Below are 17,879 nucleotides of genomic sequence, written 5' to 3' on the forward strand. Positions count from 1 at the left end.
GGGACCGCATTTTCGACAATGTAGCGGCATCGGGATATCTCAAGCTGCATCGTTTCCTGAACCAGGACGGCGATTGCGAACCAAGCACGGAAGCCAGCACATGTGCGATATCGCATGTCCGTAACACGGCGCGGGACCATTCTTCCATTGAAGATCCTCTGGAGCGACATTCCAGGGACGTGTGAGCCAGGCTGGATGGCCTATGCGTGGTAAGACAACAGCTTCTCCATTCGTGTCGTTGGTCGAAGACCCCTCAAAACTCACCGTTTCGCGTGACCACGGGGCGAGAGCGATCGCCAACAACGGAACACGCTGCATACCTACGCCGTACCGAAGTCCGCGGTCTGGACGCCCGACAACGACGCACTGAGCAGTATTGGCCTTGGAATGAATGTGGAGGATCAGGACAACATCGATCCGGATGTGGATTTGATGTGCTCGCTGGGCAGACCCGTGAGACCGAGCGCTTGTTCCGGGCGGCTACCGAACGGCCAGCGAAGAGAATCTCTACAAGCGGACTGGAGACTAATGATTAGACAACTGGCGACCGTACCGTTCTCGCATGTTCCTTGATGTTCACCAAGACGACCACCCTAAGGAACAGTCTTCCCAGCGGCGCCGCTTCACGAAGAACGACAATGGCTTCGCGAATAAAGTTCAGATCAACTCATCCGTTGGCCTGCCGCAAGGGACGAAGGCGCGCCCACATCCTAAGAGGTACCCGACGCTCTGGAGGACACACTCGCACATTGTTCGCTCTTCCACGGCCCTCATTGGAGCGCTGCGGCCTCGCCCCGCATCGATCCGATCGCCACCGACACATTTGGCGGGAGGTTCGGATGAGTGACCCACTAAGGCGGAGCATCGATCCCTTGCAGCTCGACCTGCCATCGATCGCGCGATCAATCAAAAGAGCTCGGGTCCGACCGCATCAACGGATCAGGTCAATGGAGTATTGCTCAGCGCCAAGGCATGCCGTCGCACAACGGCCTATTCGCTACCTGGATGCGTTCCATCAAAACAATCGATTTTGCCGATCTTGCCTAAAAGCCCCATAGTCGATCGTGATCTATGGAGGCAGCATTCAAGAATGTCCTGCGGCAATCGATTATTCTTTGAGTCCCTTGCCGGTCAAATCGGCTTGCGCGCTCGGGCGTCTGCATCCCAGAAGTTAGCTCCCGCGCGTCACATAGAAGCATCACGCGGCTCGCTACCGTCTCCTTGCTGAATTGGCACGTATGAGGTCGATCGGACGACCGTGACGTCACGCCTTAAGTCCTAGCAAAGACAACTGCCTTCTCACACTGTCATCGGCGTTGGCTCAAGCTATGCCTTAATTGGACCGACGAAATGCTCATGACATTGGCGAGAGGGACGCGCCTTACGCGCAGGTCAATAGTCTGGTCCGGACTGTGTCGTCATCACTTCAAAATGCTGAGTCGAGAGCACTGCTACAACCAGCAATCAAAGACACTTGAATCTCACCTAGCGTCAGATTGTAGGATTTCCAACAGCCCCGCGACACAGAACCTGCTCGCGTGAACTCTTCCTAACAGGTAGCAAGAATTGCGAACGTCTCAAAAGCACGATGCTCCGCCGCTCCGCCCGGTCACGTTGCTGGACTGCTCCTCTCCAGGGCCAGCGTCCGACATCGCCTATGTGCAGATCGGACAACGCAGCGCCGATCCCCTCGGAAGCGAATCAAGATGCGGCGCGCGAGCAGAACGCTGGCGGTCGCTATCTTCCCTTTCCGGGCACACGCCAACTTCGAATTCGAGAACCGATCATTCTGGCGCTGCGCACGCCGTGAGACGAAACGGTGCTGGTGGAGCCACCTGGATCTATGCGCGACGGCAACCAGCGTGCAGCGCGAAGCGGCCATCGTCCGCAGCTTTCGCTGGGCTGCGGCGTACAGGGGGACCTCTGGCGCGATGGAACTTCAGGACGGTCGACGCCTTGCGTGCAAACAATTGGCGGGGGCGAGGGTGTTCTTCAAGCCGAGGGGGGCATTGATCGTTTCTGTCGTGCGTCTCGGCCTGTGAAGCCATTGGCCAGATGCGTCGCGTGACGTGTCTTCGAATGCGGAAAGGCTTGCATTGTCGTGACTTCACGACACGACGGCTCAACAGCCCAGCAAGACTGACCACGGACCAAGACGAATTGGGAAAGTTGCAAATGTCGATTTCGCTCACCTGTTCCGCCACAAATCCGATCGTCTCTCCCGCTTTGGTATCGATTGCGCGGCCTGGCGCTATTTGCACTGCAGGTGTCGGCTCAGTGCATGCAAGACCGGCTGCGATCGGCCCACAGACGCGTCAGCGGGCTGCCGCGGCCTTCAGCCTTTTAAACAAAATCAGAACTCGTGCTGGCATGAGGGACATGTTGAGCGGCGTCGACGGCGTAAGCAGTCCGCGGCGGTCCGTGGTCCATCCGATGACGATCGACCCGCAGATTTTGGTCGCCTGTCAACATGTTCCGCCCTATCGTTTCGGGCTGTTCAAATTCACGCCAACGCAACCGCCTCTCAGTTCCATCGAGCCCCATGGGCAATCGTGACGCGCTCAGGTCTTGGCGTGGATGGACGAGAGGCGATGAAATGCGAATTCTCCTGGTTGATCATCACGCGGAATTTGCCCGCAACGCGAAGGAAGCGCTCTTAAATTGCGGCTTCGCCGTCGACGTGACACGCACGCTGGATGAGGCGGCGGCCGCGCTCGATTGCGCAAACTATCACATGATCCTGCTCGAATCGGCTTTGCCCGATGGAGACGGATTGGACTGGCTGAAGCAGTTGCGGCGCGAGGGACGGTCAATGCCGGCCATGATGATGAGCAGTCTCAATGATCTCAGCCGGCGGATTGCGATATTCAATGCAGGCGCGGATGATTTTCTGCCCAAGCCCATGTCTATCGACGAACTCATTGCTCGCATGCGAGCTATTTTGCGACGGTCAACGCAAATGACGGCGCCGGTGGTGACATTTGGGAATCTGCATTTCGATCCGATCGCGAGACAAGTCTCCGTCGGCGGTCGAATACTGAGAATTGCGCGCCGCGAAGTGTGCATTCTTGAACATCTGCTCAACCGCGCCGGCCGTACCGTGCCGCGCGCATCGCTCGAAGATAGCTTGTATGCATTTGACGACGAGGTCTCGACCAATGCGCTGGAAGTCGGGATTTATCGCTTACGCACGCATTTGAGCCAGGCGGGCGCAACGCTCAGGATCAAGACCGCGCGTGGTGTCGGTTACACCCTTGAACTCATTGGCGCAGCATCGGCTGCCTAGCCGATCGAACTTGAAAGCAACACTCCCTTGAACGTCGTTAACAATGACGCCGGCGCTGATGAGCCGTCGATGGTCGCCGGCGGCTCGCACTATGCCGCATTTCCCCGCCTCTGCTACGTCCTGTGCGCAGTCGCTCTGCTATTTCCGCAGGCTGTGACAGCTCAGACAAAGCGGGATGACAAAGGAGAACCGCCACGTGCGGCGCCTGGCAGCACCACCGGCACGCTCAACCTTACCTCCTCACAGGGCAAGACAGTTCATCTCACCGGACCGGCTGCAAGCATTTTTATTGCCGACCCGGCGATTGCGGATTATCAGGCGCCGTCGAACAACACGATTTTCGTGTTTGGGAAAAAGTCCGGACGGACGAGCCTGTTCGCCCTGAACGACAAAGGAGAGGCTCTCGCCGAGCTGCGTGTTGTCGTCACCCAACCGATCGAGGATCTGCGGGCCGCGCTGAAGGCCGAGGTCGGCGACTATCCGATTCAAGTCAGCTATACTCCGCGCGGCGCGATCCTTAGCGGCACGGCGCCCAATGCCGATGTCGTCGAGACCGCCAGGAAGGTCACGGAGCAGTTTCTTGGGGCGGGCGCGCTGGTTGTCAACAAGATCCAGGTCGCCGGCTCATTGCAGGTGAATCTCAGCGTACGGGTGGCAGAAGTCTCCCGCCGCGCTGTCAAGGATCTCAATATCAACTTCACCGCCTCGAGCCCAAACGGCGCTTTCCTTGTCACCGGCAAAGGCGGCGGGTCCGGCGCGGCCGGCGGCGGCGGCACGATCGGGATCGGGTTTAACGCCGGCAATACCAACCTGAGCGCTGTTCTCGACGCTCTCGCGAGCGAGCACCTCGCCTCAATCCTGGCTGAGCCGAATCTGACGGCGATGTCTGGCGAAGCCGCAAGCTTCCTCGCCGGCGGCGAATTCCCCATTCCGGTGATGCAGGATAACCGGCAGGTTTCAGTCCAATTTCGCCAATTCGGCGTGAGCCTCGAGTTCGTTCCGACGGTTCTCAGCAATAATCAGATCAATGTCCGTGTGAAGCCCGAAGTCAGCGAATTGTCGAGCGAAGGCGAAGTCAAAATCAACGGCATGGCGGTCCCTGCCCTCTCGACTCGGCGGGCGAGCACCGTGGTCGAGCTCGCCAGCGGTCAGAGCTTTGCAATCGGCGGCCTCATCAGGCGCAACTTCAACACTGATATCGGCGAGTTTCCCTGGCTCGGCGATGTGCCGATCCTGGGTGCGCTTTTTCGCTCCTCGTCGTTTCAAAAACGTGAAACCGAGCTGGTCATTATTGTCACGCCGTACATCGTGCGGCCCGGATCGAACCCGAACAAGATGAGTGCGCCAAGCGACCGCATCTCACCGCCCTCAGACGCGGGGCGGATTTTAACGAACACGGTGGCCCGGCCGCCGCGAGACCGCGATGCGCCTCGCGCCAGCGCACCAGGATTGACCGGCAGCGCCGGCTTTATTATCGAATGAGGATCGTCAAATGACTTTGCGACAACTGTGCCATTTGATTGGTCTTGCAGCAACATTAGGCGGATGCGCAAATACTGCTTCGGTCCATTACAGACCGGCTGAACAAGCGATTCAGGTGGAGCAGAACAGCAGTATCTTGTTTTTACGAAGCCTTCGTGGCCCCGAAACGCATCGGCTGCGGAGTTTCATTGCGACTGCCAGTCAGGGCCGGCGGGATGCACTCCATCTCGATGTCACCGGCTCCCCGCCCCTCATCGCGCAGGTGGCTCACGAGGCCCGGGCCATGGGTGTTGCCCCCTATAACATCCGCCTGTCCACTTCCCCACTCGATCCGCCCGCCCGTTCCCGGGTGAGGATCGAGGCGATCACCTTCGAAGCCCATACTCCGCCCTGTCCGTCGCTTTCCATCGTCGGTCCTACTGTGAACGACAATTCGTTTGACCCGACGCTTGGTTGTTCGACCAGAAGCAATTTGGCAACCATGGTCAACGACCCGCTCGATTTGCTGGACAATCGATCAATCATGACGAGTCATGGCGATCGTGCCGCCATTCCTGTTGCCAGCTACGGGACCTTTGCCCCGCGCAGTAAGACTAACGGCGAAGATGGCGCGGGCAAGAAGGCAGAGCCGGAAGCCGCGGGGGCAACAACAAGGGAGGTACAGCCGCTTCGATAGCGCGGGTTTGCTATCGCAGCCCCAGGCAAAGCCGATCTAGACCAGCCCGGCGGCATAGAGTGCTTTGGCGACTGATTCGAAATACTGCGAAGGAACCGGGTTGCCGAGCTTTGCTTTGCCGAGCAGCTGACGCGCCAGGACATCGTCATCCACAATGTTGAGGCGCAGCGCGCGCGCCTCGCCAAGCAGTATTGAAGCGGCGTCCCCCTCGCCACGGCAGACCAAGACCGGCACGCCGGTCTCGCCACGTACATAGCGCAGCCCGATCAACGTTGTCGGGCCCCTCAGTATCAACGTGGCGCGATGGACGCCGAGTGGAGCCTCGTTCGCCGACTCTTGCCGGAGACGCCGGTGCTCACGTTTCACCTGCGGATTGCCTTGCTGTTCCTTGTTCTCGCGCTTGGCCTCCGTTTCCGTCATGCGCATGTCCTGCATAAACAACCAGCGCTGGATTAGAAGGTCAGCCAATCCGCCGACCAGAAAAGCTCCAGCTGCAATCCCGGTCAGCAGTTTAACCTCGCTGAAGACGAAGCCAAAACAGCCCATGCCGCAGACCGGCAGGTATATCAGCGCCTTCCAACTTGCGAAAACGGTGAGAAAGAAGATCGCACCAAGCAAAACGACTTTAACCAACGTCTTGCCAAGTTCGATGGCTGAACGTTTCGACGCGATCCGTTTCAAGCCTTTGATGGGATCCAGTTTCTCGAGCTTCGGCTTGAGCGGCTCCGAAGCAAACATGAAACCGCCATTGGCCAGGACATTGGCTAGAAGAGCTGCTGTCACGGCAGCGGCGAGCAACGGCGCGACAGTTGCGATCGAAAGTTCTAGCAAGCCGCTGAGCGCTTGTGGCACCGCGCTGGTGAACGGCTGCTCTTGCAGTTTATCGACCAGTCGGACCGTTTCTTGCCACTTGTCCTCTATGGCACCCGCTCGCCACCACAGGCAGCCGAAACCGGCACAGGCGCTGACGCCGCTCACCAGATCGGAGCTGCGCGCGCTCTGCCCCTTCTTGCGCGCATCGCGCAGCTTCTTGGGCGTCGGAGGAAGCTTTTTCTCCTCACTCGTACCGCTCATTTCAAGAGCTTCTTCAGATAATCGAGCATGCTGTTCGAGTTCAAGATTTCAGCTTCCGCGTATTCCAGTAGATAGACGGTGTAGCTGACCATGATGATGCCAAAAGCGACATTCTTGATCATCGGGGAGAGATCATTCATCTTGAGCTGAGATGCGAAACGCCCGAGCATCATGACCGAGATATCGACCAGCAGCAGCAGGGCCAGAACCGGCCCGGCGACCAGCAGCGTCGTCAGCATGATATGATCGAGAAGGGCCAGACATTCCATTGCCCCTTGCGACGTCACTGCAGGCAGGAACTGATAAACGGGCCAGACCAGATAGCTGCCATAAAGGCTCTTCACCATCGTCTGGAGGCCGCCGACCAGAACGAAGATCGTAACCGCCGTAATGCCGAGAAAAAGCCCCGTTCCGGACGCTTGGCTGTGCGTCGCGGGATCCTCGCCCGCAATCTGGCTTGAAATTCCTCGTTGGGTATCGATGATGTCGCCGACTGCCTGGATACTCCATAGTGGAATACTGAGCAGGATGCCGAGCACAAGACCGACAAATACCTCCTTTAGGCCAAGCAGGGTGACGCTGACCAGACGCGTGTTCGGGTCCAGTGCCTGCAGGCCGAGCTTCACCTGCGCGAGGCATGGCAGGCCGATCGCAATCGTCAAGCTTCCCCGAATCAGGCCGCTGATGCGCGGCCGGGTAAAGACGGGAAGCACTAGCATGATGCCCAGGGCGCGGGACGCGCTCAGAGCGGTTGCGGCGACGAGCTCGATCGCGCTCTGGACAACAGCTTGCGCATCTGTGGGTGACAGGCCAGCCATCCAAGCTCTGCTAGTATCTTGCGGTGAGTGCAGGAAATTCGCTGAAAATGCGCTCTGCTTGTTCGATGAGTGGAGCGCTGAGCACGGGAGAAAACGCGGCGAGCACGGCGACGACGACCAGAAGCTTGACCGTCAGCGGCAAGGTTTGATCCTGGAGCTGGGTTGCCGCCTGGATGAGGCCAATGATCAATCCTGAGATGAGAGCTGCGAGCAACGGCGGCAGAATCCAGATCATGAAAAGGACAAGCGATTGGCTTAAGTACGTGAGGATGCTGGCTTCGTTCATCGTCAACCTCCTGGCGTCGTGTAGCTTAACACCAGCCCGTGCATGAGCCGTGACCAGCCGTCGATAGTGACGAACAGAAAGAGCTTGAACGGGACAGATATCACCGTCGGAGAGACCATCGACATGCCCATGGCCATCAAGATCGTCGTGACGATCAGATCGATCGTGATAAAGGGAAGATAGAGAAGAAAGCCGATTTCGAAGCCACGCTTGAGCTCGGAAATCAGGAACGACGGCACAAGAATTACAAAATCATCTGCCGTGGCGCTGCCGCGCATCTCCTCCGACCAGACATGTTCGGTGGACGACAGGAAGAAGCGGCGCTGCTCTTCGTTGGTGAACTTCTTAAGATGGGCTCGCAGCGGCTCCTGCCCCTCCTTGGCGGCCGTCATCCAGTCGTCGAAGGTTTGGTAGCGAAGTTGGGGGTCGGTAAGGCGATTGTAGGTCTGCTCAAAGACCGGCGCGCTGATGAATACGGTCAGGATCAGTGCCGCTCCGTAAAGGACGATGTTCGGCGGTATCGATTGGGTCCCCAGCGCATTACGCACGAGGAAGAGAACAACCGAGACCTTGATGAAGGCGGTAGTTGTGACGACTGCAAAGGCCAGCAGGCCAAGGCCGACGGTTATCGCAAGAAGCGCAAGGATGCTGGGTTGAATCTCAGTCATTAAGCGCCAACCTGCCGCGTAACCTGACGGCCAGTTCCTCGCCGATCCGCACGATGTCGCCGCGGCCGATACGTTGGCCGTTGGCAAGGATATCGACCGGGCCGTCAAGCGGCCGGCCAATTTCGAACACGTGGCCTTCGTTGATGGTTCGCAAGGTTCCCAACGGCATCGGCCAGCGGCCACATTCGAATACGAGTGTGATCTCGAGACTGTCGATATCGGCCTCTGAGGGGGGCTGCTGCGTCTGGCTTTGTGTCATCACATCTTCACTTTTCAAGGGGTGGGATCGCAAGCGGAATGGTCCCCGCAGCACGAGCCTATCGCCGCCAATCTCTGCAGGAGCCCACAATCGGTCTGCCGTGAGAATGATCTGGCCTCTAGCGAGGGGAATTGCGTCCGGGAGCAGCGCGTCGCCTTGCCGTGCTTGGCGAACAACGCCGATCGTGACGCGGAGCGAACCGATATGGCCTGCAACGATGACCGGGAGGTCAGAAAGCAGCCTGGGCGTCTGTCGCGGCAATCGGCCAAGCAACTCGCCGAGGGCGCGGAACGCCGACGGAACCTGAACGTCAAGAGGCGAGAATAGAAGCAGGCGAGCCTTGCTGGCGAGCTGACCATAGACGACGTCAAATTCAAGATAAGGTCTCGCACTGGGCGCTTCATCAGTGCGAACAAGCTGCAGATTCCGCTGCGTCATTCTTTCCAGCGGAGCAAGCAAGGGTTCAAGCGCAAGTTCCAGGATCAGCGAACGCGCCGGCTCAGAAGGTAAGGTAAGGCCGTCCTGCACGGTCTCAATCAGCGCTTCGGCAAGCGGCCCGGGCAAGGACAGGATGAGGGTTTCACCGTCTGCTTCGAAGACGCAGTCGAGCATCGATGCCGGAGCCAGCTCCGCCTGCCAGACAAGCCGGCTTACAACGATCGATAGCGGCTTCTCGCCGAGACGGCTTTGCAGAGGTGTGCGCAAAGCTGCGATCTCATTGAGCCACGAGGCCACAGCGCGAGAGAGGGTCAGCGCCGGTATAAAGGGTGTGGGGCCACCCGATCTGTATGTCGCAGGCTCTACTTCCACATTGCAGCACCCAGGCTCCAGTACAGGAAAATCGGCCATCATGTCGGCTCGCCTCCCATTTGCCCGGATGGGCTTCGCCGGTAGCGGAGCAGGACCTCATCATCGGCTTCGCTTTCAGCCGCGGCCTCGAAATGCGCATTGGTGATGCGCCGAACGTCGCGCTCGATCTCATGCCATTTCTGGCTCGCGGCCGAACGTTTGGTCCAAAGGCTGCGCGCCTCAACAGCCGCAGCCTCGGCCTGCTCTTGAGCAGCACGAGCCTTACCAAGGCTCCGCTGCGCCGCTGCGATCTCGTCTGTGAGCCGGCCGATGATGAGATGATGGCGACGCTCCAGTTCGGGGACTGAAATCGCATCGGCCGATAACATCTCCCGATAAAGCTCCGCTTCGACCCTTGCGCGCCGTCTTTCGGCATTTGCAAGATGCTCGCAAGCTTGTTCGACGGCTTGAACCGCAATGCGGCGCTTGGCTTCCATGTTGGACAACTCACGGAGGGCGCTCCGCTCCCGCATGTCCTTGACGAGTCGCAATTTCGACGCGTGAACGGGATTCAGGCGGTCAGACGTGATATCCATGCGATCGTCTCCTCAAAGCTGCATGCCTCGTCCTGACCCTGGCGCAAAAATGCTCGCAGATCCTCGATGGAGGCAATCGCCCGGTCGGTTAGCGGATCAGAGCCTTGCTTATATTCGCCGACCTTGATCAAGAACTCGGCCTCAGCGTAGCGCGAGAGCAGATCACGAAAGAAGGATGCCGCTTTACGATGCGGCACAGATACGATTGCATCCATGACGCGGCTTCGGCTCGACAGCACATCGATGGCCGGAAAATGCTCTCGAGAGGCCAGCGCGCGCGAGAGAATAATATGGCCATCGAGGATGCCTCGTGATTCTTCCGCAATTGGATCGCCCGTGCCGTCACCTTCGACAAGCACTGTATAGAACGCCGTAATGGAGCCATGCTCGCCCATGCCGGCGCGCTCCAACAAGCCAGGCAACAGCGCAAACACGGAGGGCGGAAAGCCGCGCCGGGTCGGCGGTTCTCCTGCGGCAAGGCCGATTTCACGCATGGCGCGGCTAAAGCGCGTCAAAGAATCCATCATCAGAACGACGCGCAGTCCCTGGTCACGGAAATATTCGGCGAGTGCCGTCGCCATATAAGCGCATTGCGCCCGCTCCATCGCCGAACGGTCAGAGGTCTCAACCACGACTACGGAACGGGCGAGGGCTTCGCCAAGCTGACGTTCGATGAATTCTCGCACCTCTCGTCCACGTTCGCCGATCAGCGCAACGACGGTGACGTCGGCCGACGCGCCTTTTACGATCTGCGACATCAGCGTCGACTTGCCGCAACCGGCATCACCATAGATTCCGATTCGCTGACCTTCTCCACACGTCAGAAGGCCATCGAGGACACGGACGCCGAGCGGAAAAGGCTGTTCGATGCCGCGCCGTTTCATCGGATTGGGTGCCTTACCCCGCAGAGGGCGGGCTTCCCCCGCCTTTATCGGACCTTTGCCATCGAGCGGACGCCCAAAGCTGTCGACCACTCGGCCGAGCAAATCGGGGCCGACCGCCACTTCCTGCATTCGTCCGGTTGTGATCACCTCCGCACGGTTGGACAGCCCGACCATGTCACCGATCGGTGTGAGTAACACCCCGTCGGGCAACAGGCCGATCACCTCGGCCTCGAGCGACCACCCGGTGCGGGGATCCTGCAACAGGCATAGTTCTCCAACGCGGGCCTCGGGCAAGACAGCATGCAGCAGCGTGCCGATTGCCCGCGTGATCCGACCGCGGACGGCGCGCGTATCGATATGCTTCGCAGAAGATCTCAAGGATGAGAGCGCGGCCTGGACAGTTCCTTCTCCGGCCGCGGCTTCATGGGTCGGTTGTTGCATGGTCACGATTCACCTCCGTGCGAAGGCAAACCTAACCCGAGCCGTAGGGCGCGGAGCTGCGCGCCAAGTCCGAGATCGACATTGCCAAACTCGCTCCACAAGACGCACTGGTCCGCCGTCAGCGCCGGATCGGGCTCGATCCTGACCTTGGGCCGCCCTTCCAGTCCGTCATAGCCCCTGAACTCACTTGCGAGCAGATCGGCCTTCAGAGGGGATACGTGAAGGCACACTTCCGTGTTCTTGTATTTCTGCTCAATGGCGTGACGAACGCCCCGCACCAGCATCTCGCCCGGATCAAACGCGCCAAGCAAATCGCGCACGATCTCAAGCACCAGCTGCGGCAATTCCCGCTCCAGAACAGCCTTTCGCTGCGCGAGTTCACAAGCAGCCTGCGCTATCAGTCGCGCCATCTCTCCTGCGCCTGCCTTTGCGCCCTCGGCGCGGCCCCGCGCTCGTTCCCGCTCATAAGCCTGGCGTGCCCAACCGCGAACCCGCTGCAGATGCCGCTCGGCAGCAGCCCGTGCCTCTACGGCATCGTGCCAGATCTTGAGCTCGGCTGCAGAGATCAACGGCCCGAGGGGCCGAATCTGTGGTGCCACGGGGAATTCTGGGGCATCGGCTGTCATGCCCTGGCGGCCTCCGTCCTCAAATGGGCCGTTACCAGGGAAAACAGCGGGCCGGCCGCGCTACGGTGTTCAGCACCCGGATTCTCCGCAGCGGTCCCAATCGGCAGGCGTAGAAGCACGCGGATACGGTCAAGTGATGAAGCCTTTTCGAGCCAGGCGCCGAGACAAGCATGCCCGTCGCATTCGATCTGTCGCGACAACTGCTCAGGATCGACAATGGGGGTCGTTGCGACCGCATTGGATAAATGCCGGACCCCGAAAGCATGCGCTTCAGCACCGATCATTTCGATTAATATCGACAGATCGTGCCGGGATACCAGCTTGAGGACGGAGCGTGCATGCCAGATGCTGCCCGCGAGCAGCGCAGCCCGACGCGGATCGTGCCCGAGCAGAGGGTCCTCGTTCCAGCCGGCGCCGCTCAGATCCACTTCGCTGCCAAGCAGCAGCTCGGCCAGTCTTGGCTGCAGCCTGGCACTCCGCTGTAGCCTGACCAATGTGGGAGGCGACAGCAGCGGATCAAGACGCTCAGCGAAACGGCTCGGATCGATCGAGGCCACGAGCTCGCGCAGCCGATCGGCAGCCAGCGTGAACGAACGATTGGGTTCGGTTGATGATATCGATGTCGACATGAGCGTCCTGACTATGTCGCATCAGAAATCATCTTTTTGCGGGCAGCCTGCACAGCGGGCGCACTCGAACGTGCACCGAAAATGGTCCATTTGCGCGATGATTGTCCGGGCCGACGAAGACGGGTGCCCAGCAACACGTAAGATACGATGCCGAATGCGGCGCCGGCGCCCCCCACACCGAGTGCAAGCAACGGCATTGAACCAGATTTGGCTGTTTGAGCCGCAGCGGCCGCCGGCCCGGCCGACTGCTCGAGCGTTGCCCGCTCAACCGGCACGAAGACGACCGCGACCTTGTCGTAGGACAAACCTTCAATGCTGTTTGCGACAAGCATCTTAATTTGCGGTAGCAGCGTAGATAGTTTCGCGCTGGAGCCATGTCGGATGAAAACCGACGCAGAGGACGGGGTCGCATCTTGGCGCAGCAAATCGTTCTTCGGAAGAACGACATGGACACGAGCTGAAAGGACGCCGTCTATATCGCTGATCGTGCGCGACAATTCTTCGCTTAGAGCATAAACATAACGGGCCCGCTCCTCGATCGGCGAGGCAACGAGGCCCGATCCTTTGAACACTTCGCCAAGATTCTTGAAGGATTGGCGCGGCAGCCCCTCGATATTGAGAAGGTCAATCGAATAGGCAAGCTGCTTTTCCTCAACCTGGATTGTACTGGTTCCGTCCTTAGCGACAACACGAACGGCATCAACACCCTTACCAAGGAGAAGCGCAAGCATCTCATTAGCCTCGCGCTCCTGAATTTTGGTGTAGAGATCAGCCTTGCAGCCGATCAGCGGAAGCAGAAGGGGCAGAGCAAAACACATGCGAAGGCGCCGCCACGATTGACGACCGCCGCCGCTACCCCTCTGCATCACGCCACTCATCAGCCTCACTCAGCCTGCCGACAGCAGCTTGTTTAGCGACGAGCTGACGGCACTGGTACCCTTGGACACGAGCGAAACCTGAATGACGTCTCTGTAGACGTCCCGCAGATTGACCATCATCGAATCGAACTCCGCTCCAACCGGCTTAACCGTCGCATGTGCGCCGCCGTCGTCCGACTGCAAGAGCGGCTGGGTAGCCGGTCCCGGCTGCAGACCGCTCACAGCAGTCGGCACGCCTCCGACAACCGGAGGAACGGCATGGCGATGGTACAGGCTGGAAAGGGTGTGAAGGACGCGGTCGCCCGGCGGACTTGCCAACGCGTTCGCGCGCTGGACCTCCGTTACCGGCGGAGCAACCACCGGCTTGTCCGCGACCGGGGAGGCAGCTGCTTGACCGGAAGCTGCTTGCGCGAGAGCCTGCTCAAAGTGCGCCTGCTCGCCAGGAGCTGCCGGCGAGCAGGCATTGGGAAGACAGCCAACTGAATTGGAAGAGATCGGCGTTGCGCCTAACATCATGGAAGGAGTCATTGTTCTCGCGTGATGTGACCAGGCGTTTTGACCGATAAGCGGATCAAGGTCATAGATTAGCGAGCTGACGAAAACCTGACGAAGATGCCGCTGATTGCGTCATCTAAAGATCACGTTTGACTTCCAAGTTGGAATGAAACTCCAGTGTTATTCTGAGTGGAAGGCGTCTGGGAATGCTCGTGCGATCTAAGATGGTGCAAATTTTGAAGAGAGCTCTATATGTCGGGGTTTTCGTCTATCTCGGAATAATGCGGGCGTTTGGCGCATCACTTTCACTACCCTCGACCCCTTATAGCTACACCGTTCTCGATCAGGATCTTTCTGCGGCGCTTCAGGAGTTCGGCAACAATCTCAATATCAGGGTCAATGTCAGCGCCGAGGTAAGGGGCAGGATTCGCGGACGAATGCCGGACCTTCCGCCGCGAGAGTTCCTCGATCGTTTGACAGCCCTCTACAATCTTCAATGGTACTACGACGGGCTCGTCCTTTACGTCTCCGCTGCCCACGAGGCGCAAAGCCGGCTGATTGTGTTGAACCCGATCAGCTTCGATGCGTTCAAGACCGCGCTCGATGCGCTCAACATCTCCGATGAGCGCTTTATCGTGAAACCGGCTCCGGGAGAAGGCCTCGTCCTGGCTTCTGGCCCACCGCGCTTTGTTGCGCTGGTGGACCAGACCCTCAAGGGCCTTGTGGCGGAGGCGCAGGCCCGGCGGGATCCCGTCGCGGCCGAAAGGCCACAACGCGAGTCGGTTTTGATGTTGTTTCGCGGCTCCTCGAGCACGGTCGTTCGGGACGGACGACCGGAAGGTCATTATTCTTCCGACACTCCGCACCAGGATGGCGTCGTGCGCGAAGCCGGTCCAGGCCTGAAGTGATACTTGATGATGTGTCTCCGAGCGATTTGGCGAACTGGCCTTGGCTTAAATCCATCAGATCGTCAGCTTCTCGAAAGCTAAAGGTGCCTAGCATGAGCGCGCGATGTCTAGACGGCCAGCTCATGGAGACAGCCGCGGATGTATGCATTAGGCACGGGATGCTCGAGCGGAAGGTGCTTAGCGCCATCTTTAAACGTAGCGCGAGGCCTTAGCAATGCGAGCCTTCGAGCACGTGCTTCGGAGCTAGTACGGGGGAGCTTTTGTGCTCCATCATTTGAAAGGAGGAACGGGGTGGATTTCAATGCAGTCGGCTCGGCGACTACGAGCCCAGAGCCCGACACACCGCGACCGACGACGGACACCACCGGCTTTGAGCGGCAGCTCAGCAACACACAGGCTAGTGCTCCGCCAGATGGAGCCGCTCCTCCAGTGCTGCAGGGCGAGGCTTATTCGCCATATCTGGACGCTGGCCGTCCCTATTCTCCATATCTGGATGCTGGGCACCCCTATGCGCCATACCTGGATTTAGCGCTCCGCTATTTGCCAGACTTGGGTTGGCAGGATGATCTGTATACGCCCCCTGCGGCCGATGCCGAGCCAGAGCCGGAAAACCTCCCGCAACATCTCTCGCAGCAAACCATCGCTCAGGCCATCGAGGAACATCCTGGTTTCGATCAAGATCTGATATGGCAGAATGTGGATGTCGACCCGTCGCATTCCGAGCAACCGCACGTGGAGGCATCGGAGGCAGAGCCATCGCATGCCGGACCATCGTGCGTCGCCCCTTTGCGGCCTGAACCATCGCACGCCGGCCCCTCTCACGCCCCGCCATTGCGAGCGGGACCGCCTCAAGCTGGGCCTCCCGAAGCTGCACCGCCAGAGCTTTCCGAGTTCCGTATGCTGAACGGACATCTCGCCAAGGATTACTGGCTGTTCGCTGGTCAAACAGCCACAGGCGCTCAAATCGACATGCTGGAGCGCAGCGGAGTGAAGCCGAGCAAGCACGACCCAATGCAGGTTTTCACCATGCTCGGCGTGCCTCACACAGCCGAATGGAGAGAAGAGGGCTTCATTCGTCTCTCACCGTCGCTAGACCCGACTCTTTGGCCCGAAGGTATGGAGGAAGACCGACCTGCAGACCCGAAAGATCCGCCCATCCACTAGCGGCTGTAGCCGAGCCACGGCAGGGTCATCTTCGAGGGCCGACAGAGCGACCTTGCCGACGAGCACCTGATGAAGGCGATCGGGCCGGCGGCTATTCCGCGGCCAAGCTCCTCTTTGAGGGACATTTCAGAATTGCAATGGTCACGGCAGCGTCCAATCAAAGGCCGACCGACCCGATTAAGCCAAAGTTCGATATGGATGAGATCATTGTTCATATGGACGCGCTAGAAACACACGCGCTGGCGCTAAAGAGGACAAAGTCGGTCTAGCGCGTCCAGCGACATCCCGCGGGGATTCTAGAAGATCGCGGGACGGTCATGTCCTCGACGACAAAGGTGAAAGTGCGTTCTGAAATAGGATAGGCGCGTTCTGACCGCGCAGGTTCAACATCGAACTGCTTGCCCCGCCTGCCGCTTGTCCTGCCCTGTTGGCAGACGTGAGCACCCACAATGCAAGGACGCGAGCGATTGATAGTATTGGCGTGACTGCAACGGCTCGCCCTCAGGGGTCAAACTATCACAGCTTCGGTAGGCTGGATTAATGTCACTGGTCTAGCTTTGCTCCGCAAGCATTAGCGGACTTCTGCGAAAGTACGAGCATTATCAGGATCGCGCTCCAACAAAACGCTGTTGCGGTCGTCCTGCATACGGCCGAAAGCCGCCCACCCCCTCTTCGCCATCCCAGCTGCCGCGGCTCGCCCCTTGGAGTACTCCGTAGCGCGCTGTTCGAAGAAATTGGCGTGCTCGACCCCATTCAGGATCTCGACCAGCCATGGCAACGGATGCGGCCGGAGCTGGGTAAACCCGCTCTCTCTGGCCTCGAAGAAGCCGAAGACCGGGGTAATTCCGAGCTGGGTCAGTCGCCAATCCGCGACATAGCGGACATAAGCGTGGATCTGCTCAGCCCGCATGCCCTCGATTTTGCCGAGGCCGAAGGCGAGATCAACGAAGTTCTCCTCCAGCTTCACCATGGTCTTGGCGACGTCGATGATGTCGTTACGGACGGAGCGCGTCACCACGCCGGTTTCGCGGTGCCATTCGTGAAATAGCTTGATGATCCCTTCGCAGTGGAGACTCTCGTCGCGCACAGACCAGCTTACGATCTGTCCCATGCCATTCATCTTGTTGTGGCGCGGAAAATTGAGCAGCATGGCAAAGCTCGCGAACAACGCCATGCCTTCTGTGAAGGCGCCGAACATCGCAAGGGTGCGCGCGACGTCAGCCACGGTATGGACGCCGAACTCGTGCATGTAGTCCGCTTTGGCGCGCATCTGCGCATAGTCGCGGAATGCCTCGAACTCGGTCTTGGGCATGCCGAGTGTCTTGAGCAGCAGCGCATAAGCGTCAATGTGGACGGTCTCCATGTTGGTGAACGTCGCCATCATCATCTGCACGGTGAGCGGTTGGAAGATCGGGATGTAGCGCTTGAGATAGTTGTCGCCGACCTCGATGTCCGACTGAGTGAAGAAACGGAATATCTGGGCGAGCAGCGCGCGCTCGTTGGCGGTGACGCGGTCCGACGCCCAGTCCTTGAGATCGGCGCCGAGCGGCACCTCCTCGCCCATCCGATGGGTCTGCTGCTGCCGCTTCCAGAAGTCGTAAGCGATCGACGTCATAGGTGCCGGTCGAGTCGAGGAGGCCGACCCGTCCCTTGCCGATCAGCGAGCGTGGATCGACTGACGAGAGATCGATCACTGACATGAACCGATCGCCGCTCACAGTTGCGGGGGCAGCCCCGGAGCAGCCGTTCGGCGCACCGGGTTCCCTCTTAGCTTCGGTCCCACAAAATAAAGGACAGAAGACCGAGACAGATCCACATCTAGGCGGCACCCGACGAGATTCGTCAAGCCTTCCGTTGCGGGAGATCAAGCTCCCGAGGGCAAAAGGACACCGTCAAGCTAACGAATGGAGCGGCCGAGAA

General features: G+C 59.3%; 17 protein-coding genes and 1 riboswitch. Of the genes, 5 read left to right on the plus strand and 12 right to left on the minus strand.

Annotation, left to right across the window (positions count from 1 at the left end):
• The first annotated feature begins 2,596 nt into the window (after positions 1–2,596).
• The 3 genes from XI09_RS16170 to XI09_RS16180 are packed head-to-tail and all read left to right on the plus strand — an operon-like array spanning position 2,597 to position 5,444.
• Positions 2,597–3,286, plus strand: a complete 690-nt coding sequence (locus XI09_RS16170; RefSeq protein WP_097669627.1) for a response regulator — start codon at positions 2,597–2,599, stop codon at positions 3,284–3,286.
• 27 nt (positions 3,287–3,313) lie between these two features.
• Entirely contained in the window at positions 3,314–4,768 is a 1,455-nt protein-coding gene (locus XI09_RS16175; protein ID WP_271567701.1) for a type II and III secretion system protein family protein, read from the plus strand.
• A 10-nt stretch (positions 4,769–4,778) separates the two neighbouring features.
• On the plus strand, positions 4,779–5,444 hold the full coding sequence (locus tag XI09_RS16180; protein WP_271567702.1) for a CpaD family pilus assembly lipoprotein: 666 nt from the start codon (positions 4,779–4,781) through the stop codon (positions 5,442–5,444).
• A gap of 36 nt (positions 5,445–5,480) precedes the next feature.
• Here the strand turns inward: XI09_RS16180 and XI09_RS16185 are convergent, their stop codons facing one another.
• Genes XI09_RS16185 through XI09_RS16235 form a run of 11 tightly spaced genes read right to left on the minus strand, consistent with a single transcriptional unit; the run spans position 5,481 to position 13,920 of the window.
• Entirely contained in the window at positions 5,481–6,518 is a 1,038-nt protein-coding gene (locus tag XI09_RS16185) for an EscU/YscU/HrcU family type III secretion system export apparatus switch protein (RefSeq protein WP_271567703.1), read from the minus strand.
• Entirely contained in the window at positions 6,515–7,336 is an 822-nt protein-coding gene (gene sctT, locus XI09_RS16190; protein ID WP_271567704.1) for a type III secretion system export apparatus subunit SctT, read from the minus strand. The genes XI09_RS16185 and sctT overlap by 4 nt, the downstream gene beginning before the upstream one ends.
• 10 nt (positions 7,337–7,346) lie before the next feature.
• Positions 7,347–7,622 (minus strand): EscS/YscS/HrcS family type III secretion system export apparatus protein, encoded by a 276-nt coding sequence (locus XI09_RS16195; protein WP_097669622.1) that lies wholly within the window; start codon positions 7,620–7,622, stop codon positions 7,347–7,349.
• A gap of 2 nt (positions 7,623–7,624) precedes the next feature.
• Complete coding sequence (sctR, locus tag XI09_RS16200; protein ID WP_271567705.1) at positions 7,625–8,290, minus strand: type III secretion system export apparatus subunit SctR; 666 nt, start codon at positions 8,288–8,290, stop codon at positions 7,625–7,627.
• Positions 8,283–9,401, minus strand: coding sequence for a type III secretion system cytoplasmic ring protein SctQ (gene sctQ, locus XI09_RS16205; RefSeq protein WP_271553285.1), 1,119 nt, complete (start codon positions 9,399–9,401; stop codon positions 8,283–8,285). The genes sctR and sctQ overlap by 8 nt, the downstream gene beginning before the upstream one ends.
• Positions 9,398–9,934, minus strand: a complete 537-nt coding sequence (locus tag XI09_RS16210) for a hypothetical protein (protein ID WP_271567706.1) — start codon at positions 9,932–9,934, stop codon at positions 9,398–9,400. Before XI09_RS16210 ends, sctQ begins: the two co-directional genes overlap by 4 nt.
• Positions 9,910–11,259: a type III secretion system ATPase SctN gene (gene sctN / locus XI09_RS16215; protein WP_271567711.1), complete on the minus strand. Its 1,350-nt coding sequence runs from the start codon at positions 11,257–11,259 to the stop codon at positions 9,910–9,912. The genes XI09_RS16210 and sctN overlap by 25 nt, the downstream gene beginning before the upstream one ends.
• 2 nt (positions 11,260–11,261) lie before the next feature.
• On the minus strand, positions 11,262–11,885 hold the full coding sequence (gene sctL / locus XI09_RS16220) for a type III secretion system stator protein SctL (protein ID WP_097669618.1): 624 nt from the start codon (positions 11,883–11,885) through the stop codon (positions 11,262–11,264).
• Positions 11,882–12,514, minus strand: a complete 633-nt coding sequence (locus XI09_RS16225) for a nodulation protein NolU (RefSeq protein ID WP_271567707.1) — start codon at positions 12,512–12,514, stop codon at positions 11,882–11,884. Before XI09_RS16225 ends, sctL begins: the two co-directional genes overlap by 4 nt.
• Positions 12,515–12,525: 11 nt before the next feature.
• Positions 12,526–13,392 (minus strand): type III secretion system inner membrane ring lipoprotein SctJ, encoded by an 867-nt coding sequence (gene sctJ, locus XI09_RS16230; RefSeq protein WP_097669638.1) that lies wholly within the window; start codon positions 13,390–13,392, stop codon positions 12,526–12,528.
• A 9-nt stretch (positions 13,393–13,401) separates the two neighbouring features.
• The gene (locus tag XI09_RS16235) at positions 13,402–13,920 is read right to left on the minus strand and encodes a nodulation protein NolB (protein WP_271567708.1); all 519 of its coding nucleotides are present in this window, start codon (positions 13,918–13,920) and stop codon (positions 13,402–13,404) included.
• A 191-nt stretch (positions 13,921–14,111) separates the two neighbouring features.
• On the opposite strand from XI09_RS16235, the gene XI09_RS16240 reads away from it, so the two are divergent.
• Positions 14,112–14,795, plus strand: a complete 684-nt coding sequence (locus tag XI09_RS16240) for a secretin N-terminal domain-containing protein (RefSeq protein WP_245570205.1) — start codon at positions 14,112–14,114, stop codon at positions 14,793–14,795.
• Between the two features lie 429 nt (positions 14,796–15,224).
• Positions 15,225–15,959: a hypothetical protein gene (locus XI09_RS16245; RefSeq protein ID WP_271567709.1), complete on the plus strand. Its 735-nt coding sequence runs from the start codon at positions 15,225–15,227 to the stop codon at positions 15,957–15,959.
• 571 nt (positions 15,960–16,530) lie between these two features.
• Here the strand turns inward: XI09_RS16245 and XI09_RS16250 are convergent.
• Entirely contained in the window at positions 16,531–17,574 is a 1,044-nt protein-coding gene (locus XI09_RS16250; RefSeq protein WP_442869599.1) for a ribonucleotide-diphosphate reductase subunit beta, read from the minus strand.
• A 33-nt stretch (positions 17,575–17,607) separates the two neighbouring features.
• Positions 17,608–17,780, minus strand: a riboswitch (cobalamin riboswitch).
• Positions 17,781–17,879: the final 99 nt, after the last annotated feature.

It is taken from the genome of Bradyrhizobium sp. CCBAU 11386, from assembly GCF_028128955.1.
GTDB lineage: Bacteria > Pseudomonadota > Alphaproteobacteria > Rhizobiales > Xanthobacteraceae > Bradyrhizobium.

Bases quoted from the DNA above. Each gene is read 5' to 3' on its own strand.
- XI09_RS16170 (WP_097669627.1), top strand. From the start codon at position 2,597: ATGCGAATTCTCCTGGTTGATCATCACGCGGAATTTGCCCGCAACGCG.
- XI09_RS16180 (WP_271567702.1), top strand. From the start codon at position 4,779: ATGACTTTGCGACAACTGTGCCATTTGATTGGTCTTGCAGCAACATTA.
- XI09_RS16185 (WP_271567703.1), bottom strand. From the start codon at position 6,518: ATGAGCGGTACGAGTGAGGAGAAAAAGCTTCCTCCGACGCCCAAGAAG.
- sctT (WP_271567704.1), bottom strand. From the start codon at position 7,336: ATGGCTGGCCTGTCACCCACAGATGCGCAAGCTGTTGTCCAGAGCGCG.
- XI09_RS16195 (WP_097669622.1), bottom strand. From the start codon at position 7,622: ATGAACGAAGCCAGCATCCTCACGTACTTAAGCCAATCGCTTGTCCTT.
- sctR (WP_271567705.1), bottom strand. From the start codon at position 8,290: ATGACTGAGATTCAACCCAGCATCCTTGCGCTTCTTGCGATAACCGTC.
- sctQ (WP_271553285.1), bottom strand. From the start codon at position 9,401: ATGATGGCCGATTTTCCTGTACTGGAGCCTGGGTGCTGCAATGTGGAA.
- XI09_RS16210 (WP_271567706.1), bottom strand. From the start codon at position 9,934: ATGGATATCACGTCTGACCGCCTGAATCCCGTTCACGCGTCGAAATTG.
- sctN (WP_271567711.1), bottom strand. From the start codon at position 11,259: ATGCAACAACCGACCCATGAAGCCGCGGCCGGAGAAGGAACTGTCCAG.
- sctL (WP_097669618.1), bottom strand. From the start codon at position 11,885: ATGACAGCCGATGCCCCAGAATTCCCCGTGGCACCACAGATTCGGCCC.
- XI09_RS16225 (WP_271567707.1), bottom strand. From the start codon at position 12,514: ATGTCGACATCGATATCATCAACCGAACCCAATCGTTCGTTCACGCTG.
- sctJ (WP_097669638.1), bottom strand. From the start codon at position 13,392: ATGAGTGGCGTGATGCAGAGGGGTAGCGGCGGCGGTCGTCAATCGTGG.
- XI09_RS16235 (WP_271567708.1), bottom strand. From the start codon at position 13,920: ATGACTCCTTCCATGATGTTAGGCGCAACGCCGATCTCTTCCAATTCA.
- XI09_RS16240 (WP_245570205.1), top strand. From the start codon at position 14,112: ATGGTGCAAATTTTGAAGAGAGCTCTATATGTCGGGGTTTTCGTCTAT.
- XI09_RS16250 (WP_442869599.1), bottom strand. From the start codon at position 17,574: ATGACGTCGATCGCTTACGACTTCTGGAAGCGGCAGCAGCAGACCCAT.